The sequence below is a fragment of the Pseudomonas sp. HMSC057H01 genome, from assembly GCF_001836405.1.
In the GTDB taxonomy this organism is placed as follows: Bacteria; Pseudomonadota; Gammaproteobacteria; order Pseudomonadales; family Pseudomonadaceae; genus Pseudomonas; species Pseudomonas aeruginosa.
This window is the reverse complement of the sequence record NZ_KV828508.1, coordinates 48156-72520: the sequence shown is the minus strand read 5'-3', so window position 1 is coordinate 72520 and position 24365 is coordinate 48156. Positions and strand designations below refer to the sequence as shown.

27 protein-coding genes and 1 tRNA gene are annotated in these 24365 nt (G+C 67.4%); 13 read left to right on the top strand and 15 right to left on the bottom strand.

The genetic code is table 11. The annotated features are described in order from the left end of the window. The first annotated feature begins 14 nt into the window (after positions 1-14). On the top strand, positions 15-752 hold the full coding sequence (locus HMPREF2581_RS22280; protein ID WP_003141882.1) for an SDR family NAD(P)-dependent oxidoreductase: 738 nt from the start codon (positions 15-17) through the stop codon (positions 750-752). A 56-nt stretch (positions 753-808) separates the two neighbouring features. Here HMPREF2581_RS22280 and HMPREF2581_RS22275 read toward each other — a convergent pair. The 8 genes from HMPREF2581_RS22275 to HMPREF2581_RS22240 all read right to left on the bottom strand — a co-directional run bounded on the left by HMPREF2581_RS22275 (position 809) and on the right by HMPREF2581_RS22240 (position 7608). Then, positions 809-884: transfer RNA gene (locus tag HMPREF2581_RS22275), tRNA-Phe, on the bottom strand. Positions 885-997: 113 nt separating this feature from the next. Then, positions 998-2080: an oxidoreductase gene (locus HMPREF2581_RS22270; protein ID WP_003141881.1), complete on the bottom strand. Its 1083-nt coding sequence runs from the start codon at positions 2078-2080 to the stop codon at positions 998-1000. Between the two features lie 27 nt (positions 2081-2107). Further along, on the bottom strand, positions 2108-2380 hold the full coding sequence (locus HMPREF2581_RS22265) for an oxidative damage protection protein (RefSeq protein WP_003096100.1): 273 nt from the start codon (positions 2378-2380) through the stop codon (positions 2108-2110). Between the two features lie 43 nt (positions 2381-2423). Beyond that, positions 2424-3491 (bottom strand): A/G-specific adenine glycosylase, encoded by a 1068-nt coding sequence (gene mutY / locus HMPREF2581_RS22260; RefSeq protein ID WP_003096098.1) that lies wholly within the window; start codon positions 3489-3491, stop codon positions 2424-2426. Then, positions 3488-5740 (bottom strand): AsmA family protein, encoded by a 2253-nt coding sequence (locus tag HMPREF2581_RS22255; RefSeq protein ID WP_003141879.1) that lies wholly within the window; start codon positions 5738-5740, stop codon positions 3488-3490. Before HMPREF2581_RS22255 ends, mutY begins: the two co-directional genes overlap by 4 nt. 93 nt (positions 5741-5833) lie before the next feature. Further along, positions 5834-6940, bottom strand: coding sequence for an NAD(P)/FAD-dependent oxidoreductase (locus HMPREF2581_RS22250; protein ID WP_003141878.1), 1107 nt, complete (start codon positions 6938-6940; stop codon positions 5834-5836). Next, positions 6937-7173 (bottom strand): hypothetical protein, encoded by a 237-nt coding sequence (locus HMPREF2581_RS22245; protein WP_011666785.1) that lies wholly within the window; start codon positions 7171-7173, stop codon positions 6937-6939. Before HMPREF2581_RS22245 ends, HMPREF2581_RS22250 begins: the two co-directional genes overlap by 4 nt. Before the next feature lie 36 nt (positions 7174-7209). Beyond that, the gene (locus HMPREF2581_RS22240) at positions 7210-7608 is read right to left on the bottom strand and encodes an acetyl-CoA sensor PanZ family protein (RefSeq protein WP_003135903.1); all 399 of its coding nucleotides are present in this window, start codon (positions 7606-7608) and stop codon (positions 7210-7212) included. A gap of 160 nt (positions 7609-7768) precedes the next feature. Here HMPREF2581_RS22240 and hisB point away from each other — a divergent pair, with 160 nt between their 5' ends. From hisB to HMPREF2581_RS22200, 8 genes are all read left to right on the top strand, one after another. Then, complete coding sequence (hisB, locus tag HMPREF2581_RS22235) at positions 7769-8362, top strand: imidazoleglycerol-phosphate dehydratase HisB (RefSeq protein ID WP_003096088.1); 594 nt, start codon at positions 7769-7771, stop codon at positions 8360-8362. Beyond that, the gene (hisH, locus tag HMPREF2581_RS22230; RefSeq protein ID WP_003096087.1) at positions 8362-9000 is read left to right on the top strand and encodes an imidazole glycerol phosphate synthase subunit HisH; all 639 of its coding nucleotides are present in this window, start codon (positions 8362-8364) and stop codon (positions 8998-9000) included. Before hisB ends, hisH begins: the two co-directional genes overlap by 1 nt. Before the next feature lie 3 nt (positions 9001-9003). Then, positions 9004-9264, top strand: coding sequence for a DUF2164 domain-containing protein (locus HMPREF2581_RS22225; RefSeq protein WP_003111635.1), 261 nt, complete (start codon positions 9004-9006; stop codon positions 9262-9264). 48 nt (positions 9265-9312) lie between these two features. Next, a complete protein-coding gene (gene hisA, locus HMPREF2581_RS22220; RefSeq protein WP_003106336.1) occupies positions 9313-10050 on the top strand; it encodes a 1-(5-phosphoribosyl)-5-[(5-phosphoribosylamino)methylideneamino]imidazole-4-carboxamide isomerase in 738 nt (245 codons plus the stop codon). A gap of 10 nt (positions 10051-10060) precedes the next feature. Continuing rightward, positions 10061-10831, top strand: coding sequence for an imidazole glycerol phosphate synthase subunit HisF (gene hisF / locus HMPREF2581_RS22215; RefSeq protein ID WP_003106334.1), 771 nt, complete (start codon positions 10061-10063; stop codon positions 10829-10831). Positions 10832-11002: 171 nt separating this feature from the next. Then, positions 11003-11749: a substrate-binding periplasmic protein gene (locus tag HMPREF2581_RS22210; protein WP_003111636.1), complete on the top strand. Its 747-nt coding sequence runs from the start codon at positions 11003-11005 to the stop codon at positions 11747-11749. 90 nt (positions 11750-11839) lie between these two features. After that, on the top strand, positions 11840-12592 hold the full coding sequence (locus tag HMPREF2581_RS22205) for a substrate-binding periplasmic protein (RefSeq protein ID WP_003106330.1): 753 nt from the start codon (positions 11840-11842) through the stop codon (positions 12590-12592). 149 nt (positions 12593-12741) lie between these two features. Continuing rightward, on the top strand, positions 12742-13497 hold the full coding sequence (locus HMPREF2581_RS22200; RefSeq protein WP_003096075.1) for a substrate-binding periplasmic protein: 756 nt from the start codon (positions 12742-12744) through the stop codon (positions 13495-13497). A gap of 40 nt (positions 13498-13537) precedes the next feature. On the opposite strand, the gene HMPREF2581_RS22195 is transcribed toward HMPREF2581_RS22200, so the two are convergent. The 6 genes from HMPREF2581_RS22195 to gpmI all read right to left on the bottom strand — a co-directional run bounded on the left by HMPREF2581_RS22195 (position 13538) and on the right by gpmI (position 21315). Then, entirely contained in the window at positions 13538-15019 is a 1482-nt protein-coding gene (locus tag HMPREF2581_RS22195) for a hypothetical protein (RefSeq protein ID WP_003141877.1), read from the bottom strand. 68 nt (positions 15020-15087) lie between these two features. Further along, on the bottom strand, positions 15088-15861 hold the full coding sequence (locus HMPREF2581_RS22190; protein WP_003141876.1) for a divergent polysaccharide deacetylase family protein: 774 nt from the start codon (positions 15859-15861) through the stop codon (positions 15088-15090). After that, positions 15861-17171, bottom strand: coding sequence for a proteolytic complex protein CptA (cptA, locus tag HMPREF2581_RS22185; RefSeq protein ID WP_003096067.1), 1311 nt, complete (start codon positions 17169-17171; stop codon positions 15861-15863). The genes HMPREF2581_RS22190 and cptA overlap by 1 nt, the downstream gene beginning before the upstream one ends. A 28-nt stretch (positions 17172-17199) precedes the next feature. Continuing rightward, on the bottom strand, positions 17200-18486 hold the full coding sequence (locus tag HMPREF2581_RS22180; RefSeq protein ID WP_003123645.1) for a murein hydrolase activator EnvC family protein: 1287 nt from the start codon (positions 18484-18486) through the stop codon (positions 17200-17202). Positions 18487-18635: 149 nt separating this feature from the next. After that, positions 18636-19454, bottom strand: coding sequence for a CPBP family intramembrane glutamic endopeptidase (locus tag HMPREF2581_RS22175; RefSeq protein ID WP_004365496.1), 819 nt, complete (start codon positions 19452-19454; stop codon positions 18636-18638). A 313-nt stretch (positions 19455-19767) separates the two neighbouring features. After that, positions 19768-21315, bottom strand: a complete 1548-nt coding sequence (gpmI, locus tag HMPREF2581_RS22170; RefSeq protein ID WP_004365494.1) for a 2,3-bisphosphoglycerate-independent phosphoglycerate mutase — start codon at positions 21313-21315, stop codon at positions 19768-19770. A 324-nt stretch (positions 21316-21639) separates the two neighbouring features. On the opposite strand from gpmI, the gene HMPREF2581_RS22165 reads away from it, so the two are divergent. From HMPREF2581_RS22165 to secB, 3 genes are read left to right on the top strand one after another with little or no spacing between them, the layout of a single operon-like run. Continuing rightward, a complete protein-coding gene (locus HMPREF2581_RS22165; protein WP_003096058.1) occupies positions 21640-22059 on the top strand; it encodes a rhodanese-like domain-containing protein in 420 nt (139 codons plus the stop codon). A 1-nt stretch (position 22060) separates the two neighbouring features. Beyond that, complete coding sequence (gene grxC, locus HMPREF2581_RS22160; RefSeq protein ID WP_003096057.1) at positions 22061-22315, top strand: glutaredoxin 3; 255 nt, start codon at positions 22061-22063, stop codon at positions 22313-22315. Positions 22316-22351: 36 nt separating this feature from the next. Continuing rightward, complete coding sequence (gene secB, locus HMPREF2581_RS22155; RefSeq protein ID WP_003096050.1) at positions 22352-22843, top strand: protein-export chaperone SecB; 492 nt, start codon at positions 22352-22354, stop codon at positions 22841-22843. Between the two features lie 58 nt (positions 22844-22901). Here the strand turns inward: secB and trmL are convergent, their stop codons facing one another. After that, complete coding sequence (gene trmL / locus HMPREF2581_RS22150) at positions 22902-23363, bottom strand: tRNA (uridine(34)/cytosine(34)/5-carboxymethylaminomethyluridine(34)-2'-O)-methyltransferase TrmL (RefSeq protein ID WP_003141848.1); 462 nt, start codon at positions 23361-23363, stop codon at positions 22902-22904. Here trmL and HMPREF2581_RS22145 point away from each other — a divergent pair. Then, complete coding sequence (locus HMPREF2581_RS22145; protein WP_003141847.1) at positions 23362-23829, top strand: hypothetical protein; 468 nt, start codon at positions 23362-23364, stop codon at positions 23827-23829. The genes trmL and HMPREF2581_RS22145 overlap by 2 nt on opposite strands. The last annotated feature ends 536 nt before the right edge of the window (positions 23830-24365 follow it).

The window sequence follows — 24365 nt, the reverse complement described above, 5'->3', positions numbered from 1 at the left end:
TTCACGGAGGGCGTATGGCGGAGAGAAAGACCCTGTTGCTGACCGGGGCGAGCCGCGGTATCGGGCATGCCACGGTGAAGTACTTCAATGCCGCGGGTTGGCGGGTGTTCACCGCGTCGCGGCAGAGCTGGGCCAGCGAATGTCCCTGGGCGGACGGCGAGGAAAACCACATCCACCTGGACCTGGAGGACATTCCCGGCGTCGAGGGCAGCCTGGAACTGATCCGCGAGAAGCTCGGCGACGGTCGGCTCCACGCACTGGTGGACAATGCCGGCATCTCGCCCAAGGGCGAAGACGGCGCGCGCCTCGGTGTGCTGGAAACCGACTACGCCACCTGGCTGCGGGTGTTCAACGTCAACCTGTTCTCCACCGCGCTGCTGGCGCGCGGCCTGTTCGCCGAGCTGAAGGCGGCGCAGGGAACGGTGATAAACGTGACCTCCATCGCCGGCTCGAAGGTGCATCCGTTCGCCGGGGTGGCCTACGCCACTTCCAAGGCGGCGTTGTCCGCGCTGACCCGCGAGATGGCCCACGACTTCGGCCCGCATGGGGTGCGGGTGAACGCCATCGCGCCGGGGGAGATCGACACCGCGATCCTGTCGCCGGGCACCGAGGAGATCGTCGAGCGCAGCATCCCGCTGCACCGCCTCGGCCGGCCGGAGGAGATCGCTTCGCTGATCTACTTCCTCTGCACCAGCGGCGCATCCTACGTGAATGGCGCGGAAATCCACGTCAACGGCGGGCAGCACGTCTAGGCGAACGGCGGAAAGCAAAAAGGCCCACCCGGAGGTGAGCCTTTTCGTCGTATTCATGGTGCCCAGGGACGGAATCGAACCGCCGACACGGGGATTTTCAATCCCCTGCTCTACCAACTGAGCTACCTGGGCAACGGGGCGCAATTAAACGGGTTTAGCGCGGCAGTGTCAACACCGGCGAAGAAATTTTTTTTGTTTTTTAACGCCTTACGATCCCCTCGCGGTTTCCGCCGGACTGCCGGGCCTCAGTTCCAGGCCTGGCGTTCCTCGTCGCGCAGCTCCACCGGCAGGCTCCGGCCTTCCTCGGCGGAGCGTCGTGCCAACTCCAGCAGGGCCATCAGCGCGCAGGCCTGTTGCGCCGACACCGGGTTGCGCGACTGACCGCGGATGGCGGCGGCTAGCGCCTGGTAGTAGCGGCTCTGGTCGCCAGCCGGGGTGACCAGCGACTGGCGCAGGCCCTGGCCGTCGATATGCTGCAACAGGTCGGGATCGCGGCCCCAGCCGGCGGAACCGGGGTGCAGTCCCTGGAGCAGTTGCGCTTCCTGGATGTCGGCGCCGGCCTTTAGCAGGCTGCCGTGGTCGCCGTGCACATTGAAGCGTGGCGCCGGATTGGCAGCGAGCATGCTGGCGCGCAGCGCCACCTGGCAGTGCGGATAGTCGAGCAGGACCTCGAACCAGTCGTCGGTCAGCGCGCCCTCGCGCAGCCGGCGCAGGTGTCCGTGCATACGCTGCGGTATGCCGAACAGGCACAGTGCCTGGTCGAGCAGGTGCGGGCCGAGGTCGAACCACAGCCCGGAGCCGGGCAGGTCGTGTTCGCGCCAGCGGTCGCGGACCTGCGGACGGAAGCGCTCGATGGCCGACTCGAAGTAGCGCACCGGGCCGATGCTGCCGGCCTGCAGGGCGGCCTCCACGGCGAGGAAGTCGCTGTCGAAGCGCCGGTTCTGGAACACCGAGAGGACCTGGCCAGGCCGTTCGCGGGCGAGGTCGGCGAGGCGCCGGGCTTCGGCCAGGGTGACGGTGAACGGCTTGTCCACCACCACGTGCTTGCCGGCGCGCAAGGCCCGTTCGGCGAGGCTGGCGTGGGTGGCATTGGGCGAGGCGATGACCACCAGGTCGATGTCGGCGGCCTCGATGGCCTCATCCGGATCGGCGCTGACCCGGGCTTCGGGCAGGTCGGCGTGCACCCGCACAGGGTCGCGGGAGACCACGTGCTCCAGGCACAACGCCGGTACCGCGCGGATCAGCGGGGCGTGGAAGGTCTTGCCGGCGAAGCCGTAGCCGATCAGCGCGGTGCGGATCGGAGGCAGGCCAGAGAGGGATGGGGTCATGGCGGCCTCCGTCGGGCGGGGTGGGGCTCAGGCGGATGGCGGCACGTAGCCGTCGGCCTTGGCGTAGTCCTCGCCGGAGAGGAACTTGTCCATCTCCTGCTGGAGGAACTTGCGGTCCTCGGCGTTCATCATGTTCAGGCGACGCTCGTTGATCAGCATGGTCTGGTGCTTCTGCCACTCGTCCCAGGCCTTGCGCGACACGTTGTTGTAGATGTCCTCGCCCTTCGCGCCAGGATACGGCGGACGGTCGAGGCCGGGCAGCTCTTCGTGGTACTTGCGGCACATCACGGTGCGGCTCATGGTCGTTCTCCTGCAGTTGCCGCCGGGCCCGTGGGCCCGGCATTCACGCGGTCGTGCCGCGTCCGAGTTCCTGTTCTGCGCGCTTGAGCAGCTTCTTCACCGGAGCGGCGAGGCCCAGGCGCGGCGGGGTGGCGAGGTTATACCAGAGCCAGTCGCCCTCGGCCACGGCGCGCGGAGCGCCTTCCACCGCCACCAGCCAGGGCTCGATGGCGAGCTGGAAATGACTGAAGGTATGGGTCAGGCCGCTCAGTTCGCGGCGCTCGCCGAGGGCCAGGGAATGGCGCGCGGCGAGCGGTTCGAGGCCGTCGAGGTCGTCCAGTTCGGGGAGGCTCCAGAGCCCGCCCCAGAGTCCGCTGGAAGGCCGCCGGTAGAGCAGTATGGCGCCGTCGCGGTTGGCCAGGATCGGCATCAGCGTGCGCTTCTGCGGCAACGCCTTGCGCGGCTTGGGCTGCGGATAATCGGCTTCGCGGCCGAGCAGGTGCGCGCGGCAGCCGGAGACCAGCGGGCAAAGCAGGCAACTGGGCTTGCTGCGCGTGCAGAGGGTGGCGCCGAGGTCCATCATCGCCTGGGTGTAGTGGTTGACCCGTGCGTGCGGGGTGAAGCGCTCGGCGGCTTCCCACAGCGCCCTGGCCACCTTCGGTTCGCCGGGATAGCCGTCCTGCGCCAGGTAGCGCGCCAGTACGCGCTTGACGTTGCCGTCGAGGATCGGTGCGCGCAGGCCCATCGACAGGCTGGCGATGGCTCCAGCGGTGGAGCGGCCGATGCCGGGCAGTTCGGCGAGTTGCTCGACGTCGCGGGGGAACTCCCCGGCATGCCGCTCGACCACGATCTGCGCGGTCTTGTGCAGGTTGCGCGCACGGCTGTAGTAGCCGAGCCCGGTCCACAGGTGCAGGACTTCGTCCTCGGCCGCCGCGGCCAGTGCCTCGACGTCGGGCAACGCTGCCATGAAACGGTCGAAGTAACCGAGCACGGTGCTGACCTGGGTCTGTTGCAGCATGATTTCCGAGACCCACACCCGGTAGGGGGTGATGCCCTGCTGCCAGGGCAGGTCCTTGCGACCGTGACGGTCGTACCAGTCGAGGACCGCGCCGTTGAAGCCTTCAGGTGTCATTTGCGGTTGAACAGCCCTTTGAGTGCGTCTTTCAGCTCCGGACTGACCTTGTCGCCGAGCTTCTCTTCGAGTTTTTCGTTGAGGCGATTGCCGGCCAGTTTCGCGGCGACCTTGCCCAGGCCTTCCTTGTCCAGGCGGCAGGCCTTGGCGCCGAGTTCCAGCGGGCCGCGGCAGAGCAGAGGCCATTCGATGCCGGCGTAGCGCTGGTTGACCTGGCAGGCCGGGTCCGGCATGTCGCTCTTGTCGCCCTGGATCTCCACGCCGATGCGATAGTCCATGCCCAGCACGCGCAGGTCGATATCGCCGTGGCCGCTGACCGCCAGGCCGGGGATGGCGACCTTCAGGTCAGGGTTGCTGGCCACGCCGTTGGTGAAGTTCAGGCTGCCCTTGAGCTCGCGGAAAGGCGTGTCCTTGCCGCCGTGGGTACCGGCAAGGGCCTTGCGGTTGAGGGTAGCGATGCCCTGGCAGAGCTGTTGCTCCAGGTTGGCGTCGAGCAGCACGCCGTTGATCAGGCTGAAGCGTGCGCTGCCGTTGAGATGGTCGATCCAGGACTTCTCGCTGTTGCCGCTGGTGCGGATGTCGGCGTCGAGGTCGAGCAGCCCCTTCACCGGCGGTTTCTTGCCCTGGGCTTCGAGCAGGCGCTCCACCGGCACGTTGGCGATGTGCTTGGTGGCGGTCAACACGGCGCTGTCCTGGCGTACGTCGAGGTTGGCCTTGGCGTTGAAGCGGCCGTTGTACAGCCCGCCGCGCATGTCGTCGAGGCTGATCACGCCGCCCTGGCCACGCAGCTTCAGGCTGGCGTCGTCGATTGGCAGCTTCTCGACGGTCAGCCGACCGAAGCTCAGCGCCACGTCCAGGTCGAGCTTGCGCAGGGTCGCCATGGGCAGCAACGGCGCGTCGCTCCAGGCCTGCCTGGTCGGTTTTTCCGGTAGCGGCGTGTTGCCCTGGGCGGCACTGGCCACGGTGGCGTCGACTTCCGCCTTGCGCGTGGCGCTGGCGGCATCCTGGGCCTGCTTGGCCTTGGCCGGCAGGTAGCGGTCGAGGTCGAGCTTGTCGCCCTTGAGCTGGGCGCGCAGCGATTGCCTGGCGAAATCGGCGATGCCGAAGCGGCCGCTGAAGGCGGTGTCGTCCAGGCCCAGCTTGAGGTCTTCGAGATTCAGGCTGTTGCGGCTGCCGGCCAGGCGGGTGTTCAGCTCGAACTTGCCGAGGGTGTTGGCGTCGGCCATGGCCGGCAGGGTCACACCGATGCCGGCGAGGAACTCGCGCAGGTTCATCGGCGCGATCGACAGGCCGCCGCTGAACTTGGCGTCCTTGTCCAGCTCGCGGGCCTTCAGTTCGCCGAGGGCGCGCAACTGGTTGACGCTCAGCTTCAGACCGTTCCACTCGGCGATCTGCGCCGACTGGTCGAGCAGCAACTGGCCCTGGGCGGAGAAGGTGGCGGTCTTGCCTTGCAGCGGCTCGCCCGAGGCCTCGCCGGAGAGCCTGGCGTCTTCCAACTGGTAGCGCCTGAGCGCGGTGTCGAAGCGCAGGTTGCCGGTCAGCTCGGTCTTGACCCGCACCACCGGCTGGTTGGTGCCGAGGTAGGCGTTGAGCTTCAGCGGAATGCTGCTGCCTTCGCGAATGGCGCCGGTACTCAGCTCGATGCCCTCGACGTTGTACTGCTTGCCGCTGGCTTCGTCGGTGTAGGTGACGCGGGCGTTGTTGACGTTGAGGCTGTCGATGTCGAGCTTGATCGGGGTGCGCGGGCTGTCGTTCTGCGGCGCCTGCTCGGGTGCCTGCGCCTGGGCGCCCTTGCCGTCCGCTGCCGGCGGGGTGGCGGAAGGAGCGGACGGGGCCTGGGGCTGGGCCGGCTTGCCGATGTTTTCCCAGTTGCCCTTGCCCTGCTTGTCGCGGACCAGGTCCAGGCTCAGGCCTTCGACGCGGATCGCGCTCATCTGCACGTCCTTGCGCAGCAGCGGCAGGACCCGCACCGACAGGCCGAGCATCTGCAGGTCGGCGAACGGCTTGGTCGGCGTGGCGGTACTGGCGATGCTGGTGTCGTGCAGCTCCAGGCCCAGCCAGGGGAACAGGCTCCAGCCGATGTCGCCCTTCAGGTCCAGCTCCAGGTTGGCCTTGTCGCGGGCGATCTGGCGGATTTCGTCCTTGTAGTCATTGGGATCGAACAGGTGGGTCAGGGCGAAGCCCAGGGCCACGACGAGCAGTAAGAGTCCCAGGAAGAACAGCCCCAGGACCTTGCCGAATGCTTTCATGGACGAATCCTTTGTGCTGGCAGCGGTGAATGTGCGGGCGAGTATAACAACGCCGTTTTGCCAGGCCGACCCTGCGCGCGGCGAAACCTCGTCTCAGAGTGCGCGGGCGACCCGTTCGGCGAGCGCCAGGCTGGCGGTGAGGCCGGGCGACTCGATGCCGAACAGGTTGACCAGGCCGGGCAGGTCGTGTTCGGCAGGGGTTTGGATGATGAAGTCGGCGGCGGGTTCCCCCGGCCCACCGAGCTTGGGCCGGATGCCGGCGTAGCCGGCGGCCAGGCGCCGAGGATCGATGCCGGGGAAGTAGCGCGAGATGGCCTGGGCGAAGGTGGGGCGGAGGGATTCGTCGACGCGGTAGTCGAGGTTGTCCACGTAATTCACGTCGGGACCGAAGCGCAACTGGCCACCGAGGTCGAGGGTGGCGTGGATGCCGAGCCCGGCGGTGCGCGCCTCGGGCATCGGGTAGACCAGGTGGCGGAACGGCGAGCGGCCGCTGTAGGAGAAATAGCGCCCCTGGCACAGGTGCAGCGCCGGCACCAGGCGCGGATCGAGGCCTTCGGTGCGTTGCGCCAGCGCCTGGGCGAACAGGCCGCCGGCATTGACCACCCAGCCCGCGCGCAACCGGAACGCTTCGCCGACGCTCTGTCCTTCGGCGCGCCAGCCGCCGGCGTGGCGCTCCAGGCGGTCGACCCGGGTGTCCAGCGCCAGTTGTGCGCCGTGGCGCTCGGCGACGGCCTGCAGCGATTGCAGGTAGGCGTGGCTGTCGATGATTCCCGTGCTCGGCGAGAGCAGGGCGGCGACCCCGCGGACCTGGGGCTCCAGCGCGCGCAGCGTGGTGCCGTCCAGCGGCATCAGGTCGTCGACCCCGCAGGCGCGGGCGTTGGCCGCCAGGGCCTGGAGCTTCTCGCGCTCGTTTTCCTCCACCGCCACCAGCAGCTTGCCGATGCGCCGGTGGCCGACGCCGTGGCGGGCGCACCAGGCGTACAGGCGTTCGCGGCCTTCCAGGCAGAGATCGGCCTTGAGCGAGCCGGGCGGGTAGTAGAGGCCGGCGTGGATCACTTCGGAATTGCGACTGGAGGTGTGGCTACCGACCAGCCGTTCGCGCTCCGCCACCAGTACGCCGTGGCCGGCTTCGGCCAGGCGCGCGGCGCAGGCCAGGCCGAGGGCGCCGGCGCCGACTACCAGTACGTCGACGTCGTTCATGCGTCGCTGGCTGCGCGCTGCAGCACGGTGACGATCGCTGCCCGCGCCTGCGGGCTGTTCTTCCAGCAACTGGAGCCGGTCAGGACCGCGCCTTGGGCGAGGATACTTGCGGCATCGCAATCGCGCAGCCGGACGAAACTGTCCAGGCCCATCTGTTCCAGGCGTTGCAGCACGGTCGGGCCGACTCCCTTGAGGGCAAGCAGGGCGGCGCGTTCGGCGGAGGAAAAGGACATGGCGAAGCTCCGTGGCGGGGACCGTCGCCGAGCATATCAGAGGCTGTCCAGCGGCAGCCCGTGGCGCGCGGCGAGGGCGCGGGATTCCAGGTGCCCGTCCGGGGCGACCAGGCGCAGCGGCTTGCCGGCTTCGGCGGCCAGGCGTCGGGCTTCGTCGAGGAGGCGTCGGCCGACCCCGCGGCCGCGGGTGATGCCGCGCACGCAGAGGTGCGACAGCTGCCAGGCGTCGCCGCCGCGCCGCAGCAGGGCGGCACCCAGCAGGCGGTCGTTGAAGCGCCCGGCGATCAGCTCGCCGGCGGCCAGCCCGGCCGCGACCAGCGCCGCGCCGTCGGCATGCGGGGCGAACAGCCAGTCCGGTGCGTCGGCGTAGATCTTCGCCAGGTCCAGGCGATCCTGGGCGCTGGGTTGGGCGAGGGTTTCGACGATCACGGGCATGCGGCTCTCCGCGGCGGGATGAAAGGAGCGCAGTGTAAGGCCTGGCCCGCCGCCCGTGGGGCGATTCGCGCCGACGGTCGCGGCTGGCAGCGCCAGCCCGGGCCTGCCTATAATGCTGGCCCTCTTATAATTACGTGCAGTGTTAGCTGTGGAGCTGGTGATGGCCGAACGCAAGGCATCCGTCGCGCGCGACACCCTGGAGACCCAGATCAAGGTCTCCATCGACCTGGATGGGACCGGCAAGGCCCGGTTCGATACCGGGGTTCCCTTCCTCGACCACATGATGGACCAGATCGCCCGCCACGGCCTGATCGACCTGGACATCGAGTGCAAGGGCGACCTGCATATCGACGATCACCACACCGTCGAGGACATCGGCATCACCCTCGGCCAGGCCTTCGCCAAGGCCATCGGCGACAAGAAGGGCATCCGCCGCTACGGCCACGCCTACGTGCCCCTCGATGAGGCGCTGTCGCGGGTGGTCATCGACTTCTCCGGGCGGCCCGGCCTGCAGATGCACGTTCCCTTTACCCGTGCCAGCGTCGGCGGCTTCGACGTCGACCTGTTCATGGAATTCTTCCAGGGCTTCGTCAACCACGCCCAGGTGACCCTGCACATCGACAACCTGCGCGGGCACAACACCCACCACCAGATCGAGACCGTGTTCAAGGCCTTCGGCCGCGCGCTGCGCATGGCTATCGAGCTGGACGAGCGGATGGCCGGGCAGATGCCGTCGACCAAAGGGTGCCTGTGATGCAGACGGTAGCCGTGATCGACTACGGCATGGGCAACCTGCACTCGGTGGCCAAGGCCCTCGAGCACGTCGGTGCCGGCCGGGTGCTGGTGAGCAGCGACGCGGCAGTGATCCGCGAGGCCGACCGGGTGGTGTTCCCCGGGGTCGGCGCGATCCGCGACTGCATGGCCGAGATCCGCCGCCTGGGCTTCGACGCCCTGGTCCGCGAGGTCAGCCAGGACCGCCCGTTCCTCGGCATCTGCGTCGGCATGCAGGCATTGCTGGAGCGCAGCGAGGAGAACGACGGGGTCGACTGCATCGGTCTGTTCCCCGGCCAGGTGCGCTTCTTCGGCAAGGACCTGCACGAAGCCGGCGAGCACCTGAAGGTGCCGCACATGGGCTGGAACCAGGTGAGCCAGGCGGTGGAGCACCCGCTGTGGCACGAGATTCCCGACCAGGCGCGCTTCTACTTCGTGCACAGCTACTACATCGAGGCCGGCAATCCGCGCCAGGTGGTGGGGCACGGGCACTACGGCGTCGATTTCGCCGCCGCGCTGGCCGAAGGCTCGCGTTTCGCCGTGCAGTTCCACCCGGAAAAGAGCCATACCCACGGCCTGCAACTGCTGCAGAACTTCGTGGCCTGGGACGGGCGCTGGTAGGCCATGGCCAGGGCGAAGAGCAAGACGCCGATCCTCCAGCTGGACGCCGCGCAGACCCAGGACGCGGCACTGGCGATCAAGCGCTTCATGGAGGACCGCTTCGAACTGGAGCTGGGCTCCTTCGAAGCCGAGGAACTGCTCGATTTCTTCGCCCGCGAGTTCGCCCCGTACTTCTACAACAAGGCCATCCTCGACGTGCAGTCGTACCTGAAGGAACGGTTCGAAAGCATCGAGAGCGATGTCTGGGCGCTGGAAAAGAGTTGAGTTTCCGCGCGCCTGCCCACCGAATACAGACTTGAACAGGGTTCACCGATGCTGATCATTCCCGCGATCGACTTGAAAGACGGCGCCTGCGTGCGTCTGCGCCAGGGCCTGATGGAAGACGCCACGGTCTTCTCCGACGATCCGGTGGCGATGGCCGCCAAATGGGTCGATGGCGGTTGCCGCCGCTTGCACCTGGTGGACCTGAACGGCGCTTTCGAAGGCAAGCCGGTCAACGGCGAGGTGGTCACCGCCATCGCCCGTCGCTACCCGGACCTGCCGATCCAGATCGGTGGCGGCATCCGCTCGCTGGAAACCATCGAGCATTACGTTCGCGCCGGCGTCAGCTACGTCATCATCGGCACCAAGGCGGTCAAGCAGCCTGAGTTCGTCGGCGAGGCCTGCCGCGCCTTCCCGGGCAAGGTCATCGTCGGCCTGGATGCCAAGGACGGTTTCGTCGCCACCGACGGCTGGGCCGAGGTCAGCGAAGTCCAGGTGATCGACCTGGCCCGTCGCTTCGAGGCCGACGGGGTGTCCGCCATCGTCTACACGGATATCTCCAAGGACGGCATGATGCAGGGCTGCAACGTCGAGGCTACCGCCGCGCTGGCCAATGCCACGCGGATTCCGGTGATCGCCTCCGGCGGCATCCACAATCTCGGCGACATCCAGAAGCTGCTGGACGCCCGCACCCCGGGGATCATCGGCGCCATCACCGGCCGGGCGATCTACGAAGGCACCCTGGACGTGGCCGAAGCCCAGGCGCTGTGCGACAACTTCAAGGCCTGAGGCGAACCGCATGGCACTGGCAAAACGCATCATCCCCTGCCTCGACGTGGACAATGGCCGAGTGGTCAAGGGCGTCAAGTTCGAGAACATCCGCGACGCCGGCGATCCGGTCGAGATCGCCCGCCGCTACGATGAGCAGGGTGCCGACGAGATCACCTTCCTCGACATCACCGCCAGCGTCGACGGGCGCGACACCACCCTGCATACCGTCGAGCGCATGGCCAGTCAGGTGTTCATTCCGCTGACCGTGGGCGGCGGCGTACGCAGCGTGCAGGACATCCGCAACCTGTTGAATGCCGGCGCGGACAAGGTCTCGATCAACACCGCCGCGGTGTTCAACCCCGAGTTCGTCGGCGAGGCCGCCGACCGCTTCGGCTCGCAGTGCATCGTGGTCGCCATCGATGCGAAGAAGGTTTCCGCCCCGGGCGAGGCGCCGCGCTGGGAAATCTTCACCCATGGCGGGCGCAAGCCCACCGGGCTGGATGCCGTGCTCTGGGCGAAGAAGATGGAAGACCTGGGCGCCGGCGAGATTCTCCTGACCAGCATGGACCAGGACGGCGTGAAGAGCGGTTACGACCTGGGCGTGACCCGCGCCATCAGCGAGGCGGTGAACGTACCGGTGATTGCTTCCGGCGGCGTCGGCAACCTGGAGCACCTGGCCGCCGGCATCCTCGAGGGCAAGGCCGACGCGGTGCTCGCGGCGAGCATCTTCCACTTCGGCGAGTACACCGTGCCGGAAGCCAAGGCCTACCTCGCCAGCCGCGGTATCGTGGTGCGCTGAGGCACGTTGCGCCGCAGCGCACAGGGCCGGTGATCGGCTAGCCATTCCTGAGCGCGAGTCGACACTCGCGCGGCTTTCTTTCAGGTACAGTCACGCCCCCCGCATCAGGTGCCGCTAGAGCGCCGATGCCCTGCCATAACGACAAACATTGCGACCGACAGGGAGTCCTCCATGTCCATCTTCCGTCTGGCTCTCGGCTGCGTCGGCAGCCTGGCCCTGCTATGCGCTAGCGCCCTGGCGCGCGCCGAAACCCTGGTCCTGCTGACCGAGAACCTGGTGCCGTTCAACATGGCGGTGAACGGCGGCAACTACGCCAAGAACGATGGCATCAGCGGCATCAGCACCGATACCGTGCGCGCCGCCTGCGAGCGCGCGCAGATCGAGTGCCAGCTGATCCTGCGTTTCCCCTGGGACCGGGTCTACCAGCAGGCGCTGAGCGAGCCCGGCTATGGCGTGTTTTCCACCGCCCGTACGCCGGAGCGCGAGGACAAGTTCAAGTGGGTCGGCCCGCTGGCGGTCAACGACTGGGTACTGATGGCCCGCGGCGACAGCAGCATCCACCTGAACAGCCTGGAAGACGCCGCGCGCTATCGCATCGGCGGCTACAAGAACGACGCCATCAGCCAGCACCTGGTCGACCGCGGCCTGCAGGTGCAACTGGCGCTGCGCGACAACGAGAACGTCGACAAGCTGGCCAGCGGGCAGATCGATCTCTGGGTCACCGCCGATCCGAGCGGGCGCTACGTCGCCCAGCGCGAGGGCCTCAAGGAAGTGAAGGTGGTCCAGCGTTTCCATACCGCCGAGCTGTTCCTGGCGCTGAACAAGGATACCCCGGACGAGCTGGTGCAGAAGTTGCAAACGGCGGTCGACGCGCTGCGCAGCGAAGGCTTGTTGAAGCAGATCCGCGAGCGCTACTGACGCCTCGCCGGCGATGCTGGCAAAAGGCTGGCCTGGCGGCGCGGCGCTGGTTACTCTGCCTCGCTCCAGGCCCCTGACAGGATGACAACAATGCAAAGAAGCCTGCTCTTCGCGCTGCTCGCAACCCTGCTGTTGGTCGGCGGCGCGCGCGCCGAAACCGATCCCGACTACAGCATGGTCCTGCTCACGGAGAACTTCCCGCCGTACAACATGGCGATCAACGGCAAGAACTTCGCCCAGGAAGACAACATCGACGGCATCGCCGTGGATATCGTCCGCGAGATGTTCAAGCGCGCCGGCATCAAGTACAGCCTGACCCTGCGTTTCCCCTGGGACCGCATCTACAAGCTGGCGCTGGAGAAGCCCGGCTACGGGGTGTTCGTCACCGCCCGCCTGGCCGAGCGCGAGGACAAGTTCAAGTGGGTCGGTCCGATCGGCCCGGACGACTGGGTGCTGCTGGCCAAGGGCGACAGCCCGATCACCCTGGGCAGCCTGGACGAGGCGAAGAAATACCGGATCGGCGCCTACAAGGGCGATGCCATCGCCGAGTTCCTCGGCAAGAACGGTTTCGAGGCCGACCTGGCGCTACGCGACCAGGAAAACGCGCAGAAGCTGGTCAAGGGCCAGATCGACCTCTGGGCCAGCGGCGATCCTGCCGGGCGCTACCTGGCCAAGCAGGAAGGCGTGACCGGCCTGAAGACGGTGCTGCGCTTCAACAGCGACCAGCTGTACCTGGCGCTCAACCGCGAGACTCCCGACGAAGTGGTGCAGAAGCTCCAGGCAGCCCTGGACGGCATGCGCAAGGAAGGCTTCGTCGAGGACATCCTCAACAGCTATCTCTGATTCGCTCCGTCCGGCCAACAGGGGGCCGGGCGGGGAAACGCCTTTGCCGGCCCCGCCGGCAATGCCATGGAAGGCCGACGAGCCAGGTATTTCGTCCTGACGCAGGGATGCCGCTAGCCAATAACGATAACCAAGCGAGCGGTGTGACCATGCTGAAAGTCCTGATCCAGACCCTGATCCTGGGGGTATTGCTGGGGGCCTCCGCGGCCCGTGCCGAATTGCCCGCCGACTACAAGGTGGTGCTGCTGACCGAGAACTTCCCGCCCTTCAACATGGCGGTGGACGACAAGAACTTCGCCCGCGACGATGGCATCGACGGCATCAGTGCCGACATCGTCCGGGAGATGTTCAGGCGCGCCGGCATCGGCTATTCCCTGAGCCTGCGCTTCCCCTGGGACCGCCTGTACCGGTTGACCCTGGACAAGCCCGGCTACGGGTTGTTCTCCATGACCTACACCCCCGAGCGGGTGCCGCAGTTCAAGTGGGTCGGCCCGCTGGCCGACACCAGTTGGGTGTTGCTGGCGCCGGCCGGCAGCAAGATCGCCGTGAAGAATCTCAAGGACGCCGCCCGCTACAAGCTCGGCGCCTACAAGAACGACGCGGTCAGCCAGCACCTGGAAGCCCAGGGCATCCCGGTGATCAACGCCCTGCGCGACCAGGAAAACGTGAAGAAGCTTACCGGCGGGCAGATCGACCTGTGGGCCACCACCGATCCGGTCGGGCGCTACCTGGCCAAGCAGGAAGGCGTGTCCGGCCTGCAGACGGTGCTGCGTTTCAACGAGGCCAAGCTCTACCTGGCGTTGAACAAGGACACTCCGGACGAGGTGGTGGAGCGCCTGCAAAAGGCCCTGGAGCAGATGCGCCAGGAAGGCTTCGTCGACGAAGCCGTCGCCAACTACCTCTGAACCTGGCGGGCGCCCCTCCGTCGGCGCGGCGAGGGGGCGCTCAGTCCAGGTCGTAGGCCTGGACGCCGAGGTCGCGGCTGTCGTACCAGTTGCCGCGGGCCCAGAACACCCGGTCGTGCGCCTCGTCGAAACCGAGCACGCCGAGGTAGCCGGCGATGTCCAGGCGGCGCCAGGATGATCCCCAGTCGTCCGAGTAGTACACCGCGTTGGCGGAGACGCTCGCCGGCTCTTCGTCGGGATACAGCCACAGCGGCACTTCGTAGTGGTTCATGGTGTTGGCCAGCAGCACATTCCTGCCCATGTAGAACTCGCGCAGCCCGGAACTGGACGGCAGGGGCCAGAACGGGCTGGGCAGCTTGCCGGTGATCTTCCATTCGAGCGCGTCGCGATCGAGCTCGGCGATCAGCGAGCGCGATTCGTCCGGGTGGTCGAGCACTGCGATCACCCGACCGTCCGTGTTCTGTTCCAGGCGCTCGACGGCCACGCCGTCGGTGCGCCGGATCGCGCCCATCTGCCAGCGTCCGCCCTCGCGGCGCAGTTCGGCCTGGGTGGTGACCAATACCGAGCTGGTCAGGTAGCGCCCTTCGGGCGGGCCATAGCGGAAGGTCTGGCTTACCCAGATCGCGGCGCGCTCCGCGTCCAGTTGGGCGACGTGTGCCTTGATCTGCCCGTGCTTGCCGTTGTAGTCGCCCCAGCTGACGCCGTTCGGTGCCAACTCGCGGGCGTAGGCGAGGTCGACCAGCAGCGGCGCGGAGGTGGCGATCGACTCGACGCTGGCGCCGCGGTCGGGCGAATAGAACAGCCCGCTCGGCTGACCGGGTTCCCGGCCGCCATCGGCACCGCCGTATTCGAAATCACCCCAGACCCAGACTTCGTCCTTGCCGTGGAAGCGCGGTGCGAGAGCCCAGCCCAGTCGATTCGCCTCGGCCATGAAGCCTTCCTCGAGCCGCCGCCAGCTCTTGCCCTGGTCGTCGCTGCGCAGCACCACTGTCTGCTCGCGCTGACCGTTGTCCTTGCCCGGGCGCCGCAGGCCGGTGAGCAGGAAGACGCTGGAACCGTCCGGCGTGACTTCCAGGCAGGCGGTCTCGCCGAGCCGCGCCACTTCGTGGAACACGCCGTCCGCGCCCAGGCGCGAGACATAGGTGGTTTCCGGATCGCCGCCGGATAGCAGCATGCCGTTGAGGAAGTTGAAGAGGTGGGGTTCGGACTCTTCTTCCCTGGGCTGGGCGGCCGCCACCAGGTCCAGGTCGATGACGCCCTCGGGCAGTGCCTGCTCGTCGCGGCCGACCTCGCGCCGGCCTACCAGCCAGGTGCCGGCGGGCGTCGCCCGCACGCCGGTGCAGAATTGCTCCATGGCGCGCTGGTCGATGTTCTCGACCTTGCCGACGGTGCTCTCGCCGGGGCTGGCGCCGCCTATCTCGAACTTGGCGCTGGTGAGGATCCAGATGAAACCGAGGGGAATCGCGCCAGCGACCAGCAGGGCGGCGGCGAGCAGGGGCATGGGAGGGGAAGGGCGGGCCATCGGTGCGTCCGTGCAGGAATGACGAGGGCGTCACCTTAACCGCTGCCGCGACGCCGGTAAACCCGGGTTCAGTGCGGCGCCTGGCGTGGGTTGACGTTGCGGTTGCCGCGCTCGCCGATGAGCATCTGCGGCGGTACCAGCTCGATGCCCTGGGCGCGCAGCTTCGGCAGCTCCCGCGCCAGCACGTCGAGGGTGGCCTTGTGCGGGTGGCCGATGAGCAACGCCGAACCCTGCTTGCGGGCCAGGGCGATGCCGGCCTGCAGTTGTGCGGAGACCGCTTCCGGTGTGGCTTCGTTGTCGAGGAACACATCGCGCGAGACGCTCGCCAGGCCGATCCGCTGCGCCTCGCTGGCGGCCACGGTGGCGGCGCTGGTGCGGCTGTCGACCAGGTACAGGCCGCGACGCTGGAGTTCCTCGGCGAGCCAGGCCATCGCCGGGCGCACCGCGGTCATGCGGCTGCCCTCGTGGTTGTTCAGGCCCTGCACGAACGGCACCTTGGCCAGCGCCGCGTCCAGCCGCCGCGCACGCTCTTCCTGGGTCAGCTCCGGCCGCCAGGCGTAGGGACCGCCGGCCGGGTCCATCGGCATGTGCAGGATCACCGTGCGCCCGCGCTGGTGCGCCTCGCGGGCCAGTTCGGCGGCATGCGGGGTTTCCGGGATGATTGCCAGGGTTACGCCGGGGGGCAGGTCGAGGACCCGGCGGTCGCGTGCCAGGTTCTGCCCGAGGTCGTCGATGACCACGGTCAGCAGCGGCGGGCGCTGGTAGGGGACGGGGTCCTGGCGGGCCTGGGCCTGGTTGAACAGCAGGCACAGGCCCAGCAGGACAACGCGGAACGCCGACATCAGTTGCCGCGGGTGACGCTCAGGCCTTTCAGCAGGCTAAGGGCCTGGCTGAGCTGGTAGTCGGAATCCTGCGGGCGCTCGCTCGGCGCGGCACGCTTGCCGGTGGGGCGGTCGGCGCCGCCGTTGCCGTTGGCCAGGTGGCCCTGCAGGTCGGCTTCCTTGAAGCCCTCGAAGCTGCTCCGCTCCTGGGTCACCTTGGCGCGTCCGACCTCGATGTCCGGAACGATGCCCTGGGCCTGGATGGAGCGCCCGTTGGGGGTGTAGTAGAGCGCGGTGGTGAGCTTCAGGGCGCGGTCGTTGTTCAGCGGCAGCACGGTCTGCACCGAGCCCTTGCCGAAGCTGTCGGTGCCCATCAGGATCGCGCGCTTCTGGTCCTGCAGGGCACCGGCGACGATTTCCGCCGCCGAGGCGCTGCCACCGTTGATCAGTACCACCAGCGGAACTTTGTCGCTGGGATCGGCCGGGTCGGCGCTGAAGCGCAGCTCGGAGTTGGCGATGCGGCCCTTGGTGTAGACGATCAGGCCCTTGGTGAGGAAGGCGTCGGCTACCTCGACGGCGGACTGCAGCACGCCGCCGGGGTTGTTGCGCAGGTCCAGGACCAGGCCCTTGAGACGGCCCTTGTTGTCCTTGCGCAGCTGGTTCAGCGCCTTGACCACTTCCTCGCCGGTGTTGACCTGGAACTGGGTGATGCGCAGGTAGGCGTAGCCGGGTTCGAGGACCTGGCTCTTGACGCTCTTGACCTTGATGATGGCGCGCTTGAGTTCGACGTCGAACGGTCTGCCGCCATCGCGGACGATGGTCAGGGTGATCGGGGAGCCGGCCTTGCCGCGCATGCTGTCGACCGCTTCGGTCATCGACTGGCCCTTGGTCGGCTTGCCATCGATCTGCACGATCAGGTCGCCGGGCTGGATGCCGGCGCGGGCCGCGGGGGTGTCGTCGATCGGCGAGACCACCTTGATGAAGCCGTCTTCGCTGCCGACCTCGATGCCCAGGCCGCCGAACTCGCCGCTGGTGCTTTCCTGCAGCTCGGCGAAGTCCTCCGGGCCGAGGTAGGCGGAGTGCGGGTCGAGGTTGCTGAGCATGCCCTTGATGGCGTTCTCCAGCAGGGTCTTGTCGTCCACTGGCTCGACATAGGCGGCCTTCACCCGGTCGAGAACCTCGGCGAAGGTACGCAGCTCGTCGAGGGGCAGCGGGGCACTGCTACCGTTGGCCAGTGGCGCGGCGTCGGCCGGGGCGTCGGCAGCCTGGGCCGCGCCCGCGCCGAGCAGCAGGGCCAGCGCCAGGGTGGTGGGACGGAAGCAATGCAGCATGTTCAGCTCCTAATCACGAGTTCGGCGCCTATCCCTGCGCGCGGCACCAGGTAGTAGGGTCCGCCGGGCGGCCCTGATGGCGAATGGCGAAGTACACGGCCGGGCTACTCTGGCCGCCGCTGGTTCCAACGGTGGCGATCGGGTCGCCGGCCTTCACGGTGTCGCCGGCGTCTTTCAGCAGGCTTTGATTATGGCCATAAAGGCTGAGGTAGCCGCCACCGTGGTCGAGGATGACCAACAGGCCGGCTCCGCGCAACCAGTCGGCGAATACCACGCGTCCGCCGTGCACCGCGCGGACGGTGCTGCCGGCGCTCGCCGAAATCAGTACGCCGTCCCATTTCGCCCGCGGATCGTCGCCGCGCTGGCTGCCGAAGCGCGCCACGACGCGGCCATTCACCGGCCACGGCAGCTTGCCGCGGGCCGAGCCGAACGCGCCGCCGTAGACCGCGCCAGTGCTTGAGACCAGCGGGCCCGGCGCAGGTTCGCGCGGCGGGCTGGTGACTCGTCCGGGGGCGGCCTGCTGCTGGCGCGCACGCTCGCGTTCGGCGGCCAGCGCGCGCTGGCGCTCGCGCTCCGCCGCGGCGGCGGCTTCGCGGGCCTGGCGGGCCAGGGTTTCCTCGATGGTCCGCAGTACCTTGGCCAGCTCGGCCTGGTCCTGTTGGCGGGACTTGAGCTTCTGGTCGCGTTCGCGGTAGTCGCTGTTCAGCTTGGCCAGGGCTTGCTGGCGCTCCTTGCGGGTCGCTGCCAGCGCCTCGCGGCGGCTGTCCAGCTCGCCTTGCTTGCTCAGTTGTTCGGCTTTCTGCGCAGAGATGTCCTGCTCGACGTTGGCCAACTGGCGGAGGGTTTCGTTGAAGCTGGCGAGCTGTTCGAGACGGGCTTTGTTGATGTAGTCGTAGTAGGTGAGGGTACGGCTGAATTTTTCCGGGTGTTCCTGGTTCAGCAGCAGCTTCAGGTATTCCTCGCGTCCGCTCTGGTAGGCAGCGCGGGCCTGGATGGCGAGGAGGCGCTGTTGCTCAATGCGCGCGTCCTGGAGTTTTTTTTTCTCCCCATCCAGCCGTTTCAGCTCGGCTTCGCTCTTGTCCAGCTCGTCCTGCAGGGCCTTGATCTGTTTTTCCAGGTCGCCCATCTCGGTCTCGGTGGACTTCAGCTGCTTCTGCACGCCGCTCTTTTCCTGCTGGATGCCGTCCAGCAGCTTCTTCAGCTCGCCGATGTCCTTCTGCGTCTGTTCCAGCTGGCGTTGGGTGTCGGCGCGCTCGTCGGCGAAGGCCGGAGCGAGACAGGCGAGGGATAGCAGGAGAGGAAGGAGGCGGAGCATGGGGTGGCGGGCACCTGGGAATTGGACCGGCCTAGTATGCCCGTGGCCGCCGTTAAAAAAAACGCCCCGCACCGCGCGCTGTGGGGCGCTTCCACGTATTTCAGCCGGATGGCAGCGGCGGATGTCGTCGACGACGAAGGTCACGGGCATCAGGCGGGTCTGTAGAGCGGGTAGGTGAACAGCAGCAGATGCGTCAGGTTCAGCCCGAAGTGGAACAGCGTCGCCACCCACAGGCGGCCGCTCCACAGCCAGGCCAACCCGTAGATCAGCCCGGCGAGGCCGGCGAACAGCATCAGCAGCGGGCCGCCGGCGAAGTGCGCCAGGCCGAACAGCGCCGAGGCCAGCGCCAGGGCGGGCCAGGGGCCCAGCCATTGGCCCAGGCGTTGCTGCAGGTAGCCGCGGAACAGCGCTTCCTCGGCAAGGGAAACGAAGAACAGGTTGGCCAGGACGAACTGCCAGAGCCAGGCCGGCGCGTGGAGTTCCGGCCGCAGCAGGCCGACGCCGACAGCCAGCAGAAGCAGCGCCGGCACCGCCGCCACGAGCAGCAGCCAGTGCCAGGGGCGGCCGGGAGCGCGGGCTTCGTCGCGGAACAGGCTCGGCAGGCAGGCCAGTAGCAGGAACGGCACCAGTGCCTTGTCGAAGTTGAAGTACATGGTGAACGGCAGGCTCTGCGGGCCGACCACCGCCTTGTCCAGGACCCTGGGGTTGGCGAAGCCGGGTAGCAGGTGCAGGAACAGGCCCACCGCGCCGGCGACCAGCAGCAGCTCCAGGCCCAGGGCCCAGGCGCGGCGTGCCGCCAGGCGCCGGCGCAACAGGGCGAGGACGCCCAGTACAGCCAGGGCGGCGACCGCAGGCGGAGCGAGAACTCCGTCGTAGAAGGCGAGGCAGCAGGTCGCGAGCAGCAAGGCGAGAGCCAGCAGGCGCTGGAAGGACAGGGCGAGGAGCGAGGTGGCGAGGAGGAACCACATCGGCGGAAATCCTTGTAGGGCAGATGGAAAAGACAGCGCGGGCAAGGCTAGCACGGGCCTCGGCGACGTAGCGGGAGGCAGGGGGGAAGACGCGGAAAATGAAAACCGCGGCACACGTCTCGAGGTCGCGTGGCCAGGCCTGTCGGCCGATCGGCAGCGTTAAAGCGGGGAAGGTGACGTCGTGGAAACGGGGCGCGGCGCCCGGCCCGCTACGGCGGATAACGTCGCAGGCGTTCTCCGTCGATGGCCTGCAGAAGCGGCGGATAACCGCGACGCGGTTATCCGCCCTGCGCGGGAGTTCGTCGTTCGCGGATCAGCCGAGGGTGACGATGCTGCGACCGGTCATTTCCGCCGGCTGCTCCAGCCCCATGAGGGTCAGCATGGTCGGCGCCACGTCGGCCAGCACGCCGCCTTCGCGGATGCTCAGCTTGCGCTTGCCGACGTAGACGAAGGGCACCGGTTCGCAGGTGTGCGCGGTGTGCGCCTGGCCGGTGGACTCGTCTTCCATCTGCTCGACATTGCCGTGGTCGGCGGTGATCAGGGCTTCGCCGCCGACCTTGTCCAGCGCCTCGACGATGCGCCCCATGCAGGTGTCCAGGCACTCCACGGCCTTGACCGCGGCCTCGAACACGCCGGTGTGGCCGACCATGTCGCCGTTGGCGTAGTTGACCACGATCACATCGTAGCGTTGTTGCTCGATGGCCTCGACGATACGGTCGGTGACTTCCGGCGCGCTCATCTCGGGCTGCAGGTCGTAGGTGGCGACCTTCGGCGAGGGGATCAGGATGCGCTCCTCGCCTTCGTAGGGTTCCTCGCGGCCGCCGGAGAAGAAGAAGGTCACGTGGGCGTACTTCTCGGTCTCGGCGATGCGCAGCTGGGTCTTGCCATGCTTGGCCAGGTATTCGCCGAGGACGTTGGTCAGCGGCTCCGGCGGGAAGGCGCAGGGCGCCGGGATGCTCGCCGCGTACTGGGTCAGCATGACGAAGCCTGCCAGCTGCGGGGCCTGCTCGCGGGGGAATTCCTTGAATGCCGGCTCGACGAAGGCGCGGCTCAGTTCGCGGGCGCGGTCGGCGCGGAAGTTCATGAAGATCACCGCGTCGCCATCCTCGACCCGCACCGCTTCGGCGCCGGCCGGGACCACCGCGGTGGCCTTGACGAATTCGTCGCTCTCGCCGCGGGCGTAGGCGGCCTCGAGGGCTGCCACCGAGGAGTCGGCGGTGAACTCGGCCTTGCCGTCGACGATCAGTTCATAGGCGGCCTGGACGCGGTCCCAGCGGTTGTCGCGGTCCATCGCGAAATAGCGGCCGATGATCGAGGCGATGCGGCCCTTGCCGAGCCCGGCGAAGGTGGCGTCGAGACGCTCCAGCGACGGTTGCGCGCTTTTCGGCGGGGTATCGCGGCCATCCAGGAAGGCATGCAGGTAGATCTTGCCGGCGCCGCGCCTGGCGGCCATCTGCGCCATCGCCACCAGGTGGTCTTCATGGCTGTGTACGCCGCCCGGAGAGAGCAGGCCGAGGATGTGCACCGCCTTGTCGGCGGCGACGGCCTTGTCGACCGCCGCGGCGATCACCGGGTTTTCGAAGAATTCGCCGTCGCGGATGGCCTTGGTGACGCGGGTGAAGTCCTGGTACACCACGCGGCCTGCGCCGAGGTTCATGTGGCCGACCTCGGAGTTGCCCATCTGGCCGTCGGGCAGGCCGACGTCCATGCCGGAGCCGGAGATCAGGCCGTGCGGCTGGGTCGCCAGGAGGCGATCCCAGACCGGCTTCTTCGCGGCGTAGATGGCGTTGTAGTCAGGGCTTTCGCTGTGGCCGAAGCCGTCCAGGATGATCAGGACCAGGGGTTTGGGCGTGGCAGTCATATGTCCGGCTCTATTTCCGCGGGGTTCAGAAACTGACCAAATTTAGTGGGAACATTGTCGTTCAAGACGTAGGAAGAGGCTGATTGATTAAACCGATGACGCCGATCCGCAACCGAATGCCGCTATCCTCGCTCCCTCTGTCCTGCCCGAGCCGTGCCCGGGCCGGAACTGGCCAGCTTCACAGAAAAGGACCGGCATTCTAACCGTGAAGTTTCCCGCGACGCCATTTCCTGGAGCCGAGCGGGGCGCCGCCCGGCGGGTTCCCCCCTGGCCGGCGCGGTCTGTATACTGGCCGGCATTTTTACGCCCTGGATATCCGTCACCATGCAATTCGTTTCCCGTCTGATCGAGTTCGCCACCAACCACTACCTGCTGGTCGCGGCGCTGCTGGTCCTGCTGGTCCTGCTGTTGCTGCACGAGCTGCGCAAGGGCGGCAAGAGCCTGTCGACCCGCGAGCTGACCGCGCTGGTCAATGCCGACCAGGCGGTGGTCCTGGATATCCGTCCGGCCAAGGAGTTCGCCAGCGGGCACATCGTCGACGCGCTGAACATCCCGGCCGACAAGCTGAACAGCCGCATGACCGAGCTGGAAAAGTACAAGGGCAAGACCATCATCCTGGTCGACGCCATGGGCCAGCACTCCGGTACCTGGGGCGGCGTCCTGAAGAAGGCCGGCTTCAACGCCGCCAAGCTGTCCGGCGGGATCGGCAGCTGGCGCGGCGACAACCTGCCGCTGGTGAAGTGACATGCCGCCCGTCGTGATCTACACCACCGCCTGGTGTCCGTACTGCATCCGCGCCAAGCAGTTGCTGCAACGCAAGGGCGTGGACTTCCAGGAGATCGCCTGCGACGGCAAGCCCGAACTGCGCGCCGAGCTGGCACGCAAGGCGGGATCGACCACCGTGCCGCAGATCTGGATCGGCGAGACCCATGTCGGCGGCTGCGACGACCTTCATGCACTGGAGCGCGCCGGCAAGCTGGACGCGCTGCTGTCTGCCTGAAACCATTCATGAATTGACCCAAGGGAAGGCCCGAAAATGACCGAGCAAGCTACCAACGGCGCTGCCGACGAGCAGCAACCCCAGTTCTCCCTGCAGCGCATCTACCTGCGCGACCTGTCGTTCGAGTCGCCGAAGTCCCCGGAAATCTTCCGCCAGGAATGGAACCCGTCCATCAGCCTGGACCTGAACACTCGCCAGAAGCAGCTGGACGGCGACTTCTACGAAGTGGTCCTGACCGTATCGGTGACCGTGAAGAACGGCGAGGACACCACTGCCTTCATCGCCGAAGTGCAGCAGGCCGGCATCTTCCTGATCAAGAACCTCGATCCGTCGAGCATGAGCCATACCCTCGGCGCGTTCTGCCCGAACATCCTCTTCCCGTACGCTCGCGAAGCCCTGGACAACCTGGTGGTACGCGGTTCGTTCCCGGCGCTGATGCTGTCGCCGGTGAACTTCGACGCCCTCTACGCCCAGGAAATCGCCCGCATGCAGGCCTCCGGCGAGATCCCGACGCCGTCGGTCCAGTAAGCCCAGCGCTTGCGAAGAAGCCCGCCTTGCGCGGGCTTTTTCATGCCTGCCGGCCGGCTCAGTCCATGGCGAAGCCGAGCTGGCGCCAGGCTTCGTAGACGGTCACCGCCACCGTGTTGGACAGGTTCAGGCTACGGCAGCCTTCGCGCATCGGCAGGCGCAGGCGCCGATCGGTTGGCAGGGCGTTGCGCACGTCCTCCGGCAGTCCGCGGCTTTCCGGGCCGAAGAGGAAGGCATCGCCGCGCTGGTAGGCCACTTCGTGGAAGGCCCGCGACCCCTTGGTGGTGAAGGCGAATAGGCGTGACTGGCCGAGGGCCTCGAGGCAGCTCTGCAGATCCGGGTAGCGGCGTACGCTGGCGTATTCGTGGTAGTCGAGGCCGGCACGGCGCAAGCGCTTGTCGTCCAGTTCGAAACCGAGCGGCTCGATCAGGTGCAGACTGCATCCGGCGTTGGCGCAGAGCCTGATAATGTTGCCGGTATTCGGAGGAATCTCCGGTTGAAACAGGATGACGTGGAACATGCAGGGCTCCGGAGCAGATAACGGGCGGCATTCTACCTCCGCCATCGACGATCTGCGGCGCCAGCGCTGGAAAGTCTGGGGTGCGCTGGTGCTTGCCGGGTTGTTGTTCGGGCTGATGCTCGGCAGGTTGTTCGGCCCCGCTTCGCTGCCGATGTCTGCGCCGCAACTGCTGGCGGTCGGGGAGAGCGAGCAGGGCCTGGTCCTGCGCTTCGATCGCCAGGCTGCGGTTACGGCGGCACGGGTGGAGGGTGCCCTGACGTTGCGCATCGTCGCCCAGGGCGCGGCGCAGCAGGGAGACGGGCGATGGCTGGGCCAGCCGTTGCGCTGGCGCGTCCGCGAGGAGGGAAAGGCGCTGCTGTTGAGCCTGGTCTCGACCCGCCCCTTGCAGGGGCGCTGGCAGTGGTCGGAGGACGGCGAGGGCTGGCGCCTGGTCGTCGAACTGCAGGAGCGCGACGGCCGGGAATAAAAGGGGGAATTCTCAGCCTGCCTGTACCGAGGTCCCCAAACGGGAGGGCGGAGGCGCGGATCGCTGCGCTGCCGCCGGGCATAAAAGAGGGGATTCCCCAGCCTGCCTGTACCGAGGCCCCCGAAATCTTCGTTATCTGCTCCAATGCAGGGGCTGTGCCAATTCTCATGAGACGCTGGCGGCGCGCTCGCTTTCCTGAAGGGTTGTGGATAAGTCTGTGGGCGAGCTGGTGATGAATGCCTCTGGAGGCCCGTGGGTCAAGGGCTTGGCAGCATCCCAGGGGTTTGTGGGAAGTCGATTGCGGAAAAATGACGGAGCTGGCTTTTCCGCCAGCGATTGATGCCGATTTGTCGCCTGCTGGTGCACGCTGCCCAAAATCCGGGCAAGGGCCGCTGCCCTGCACAACCGGCGGATAACCGCGATGCGGTTATTCGCCCTACGCCACGGTTTGATCGACGGTGCCGGGCGGGCGCTCTGCCGAGGCTGGGGCTGTGCTGCGGACGGTAGGGCGAATAACGCCAGCGGCGTTATCCGCC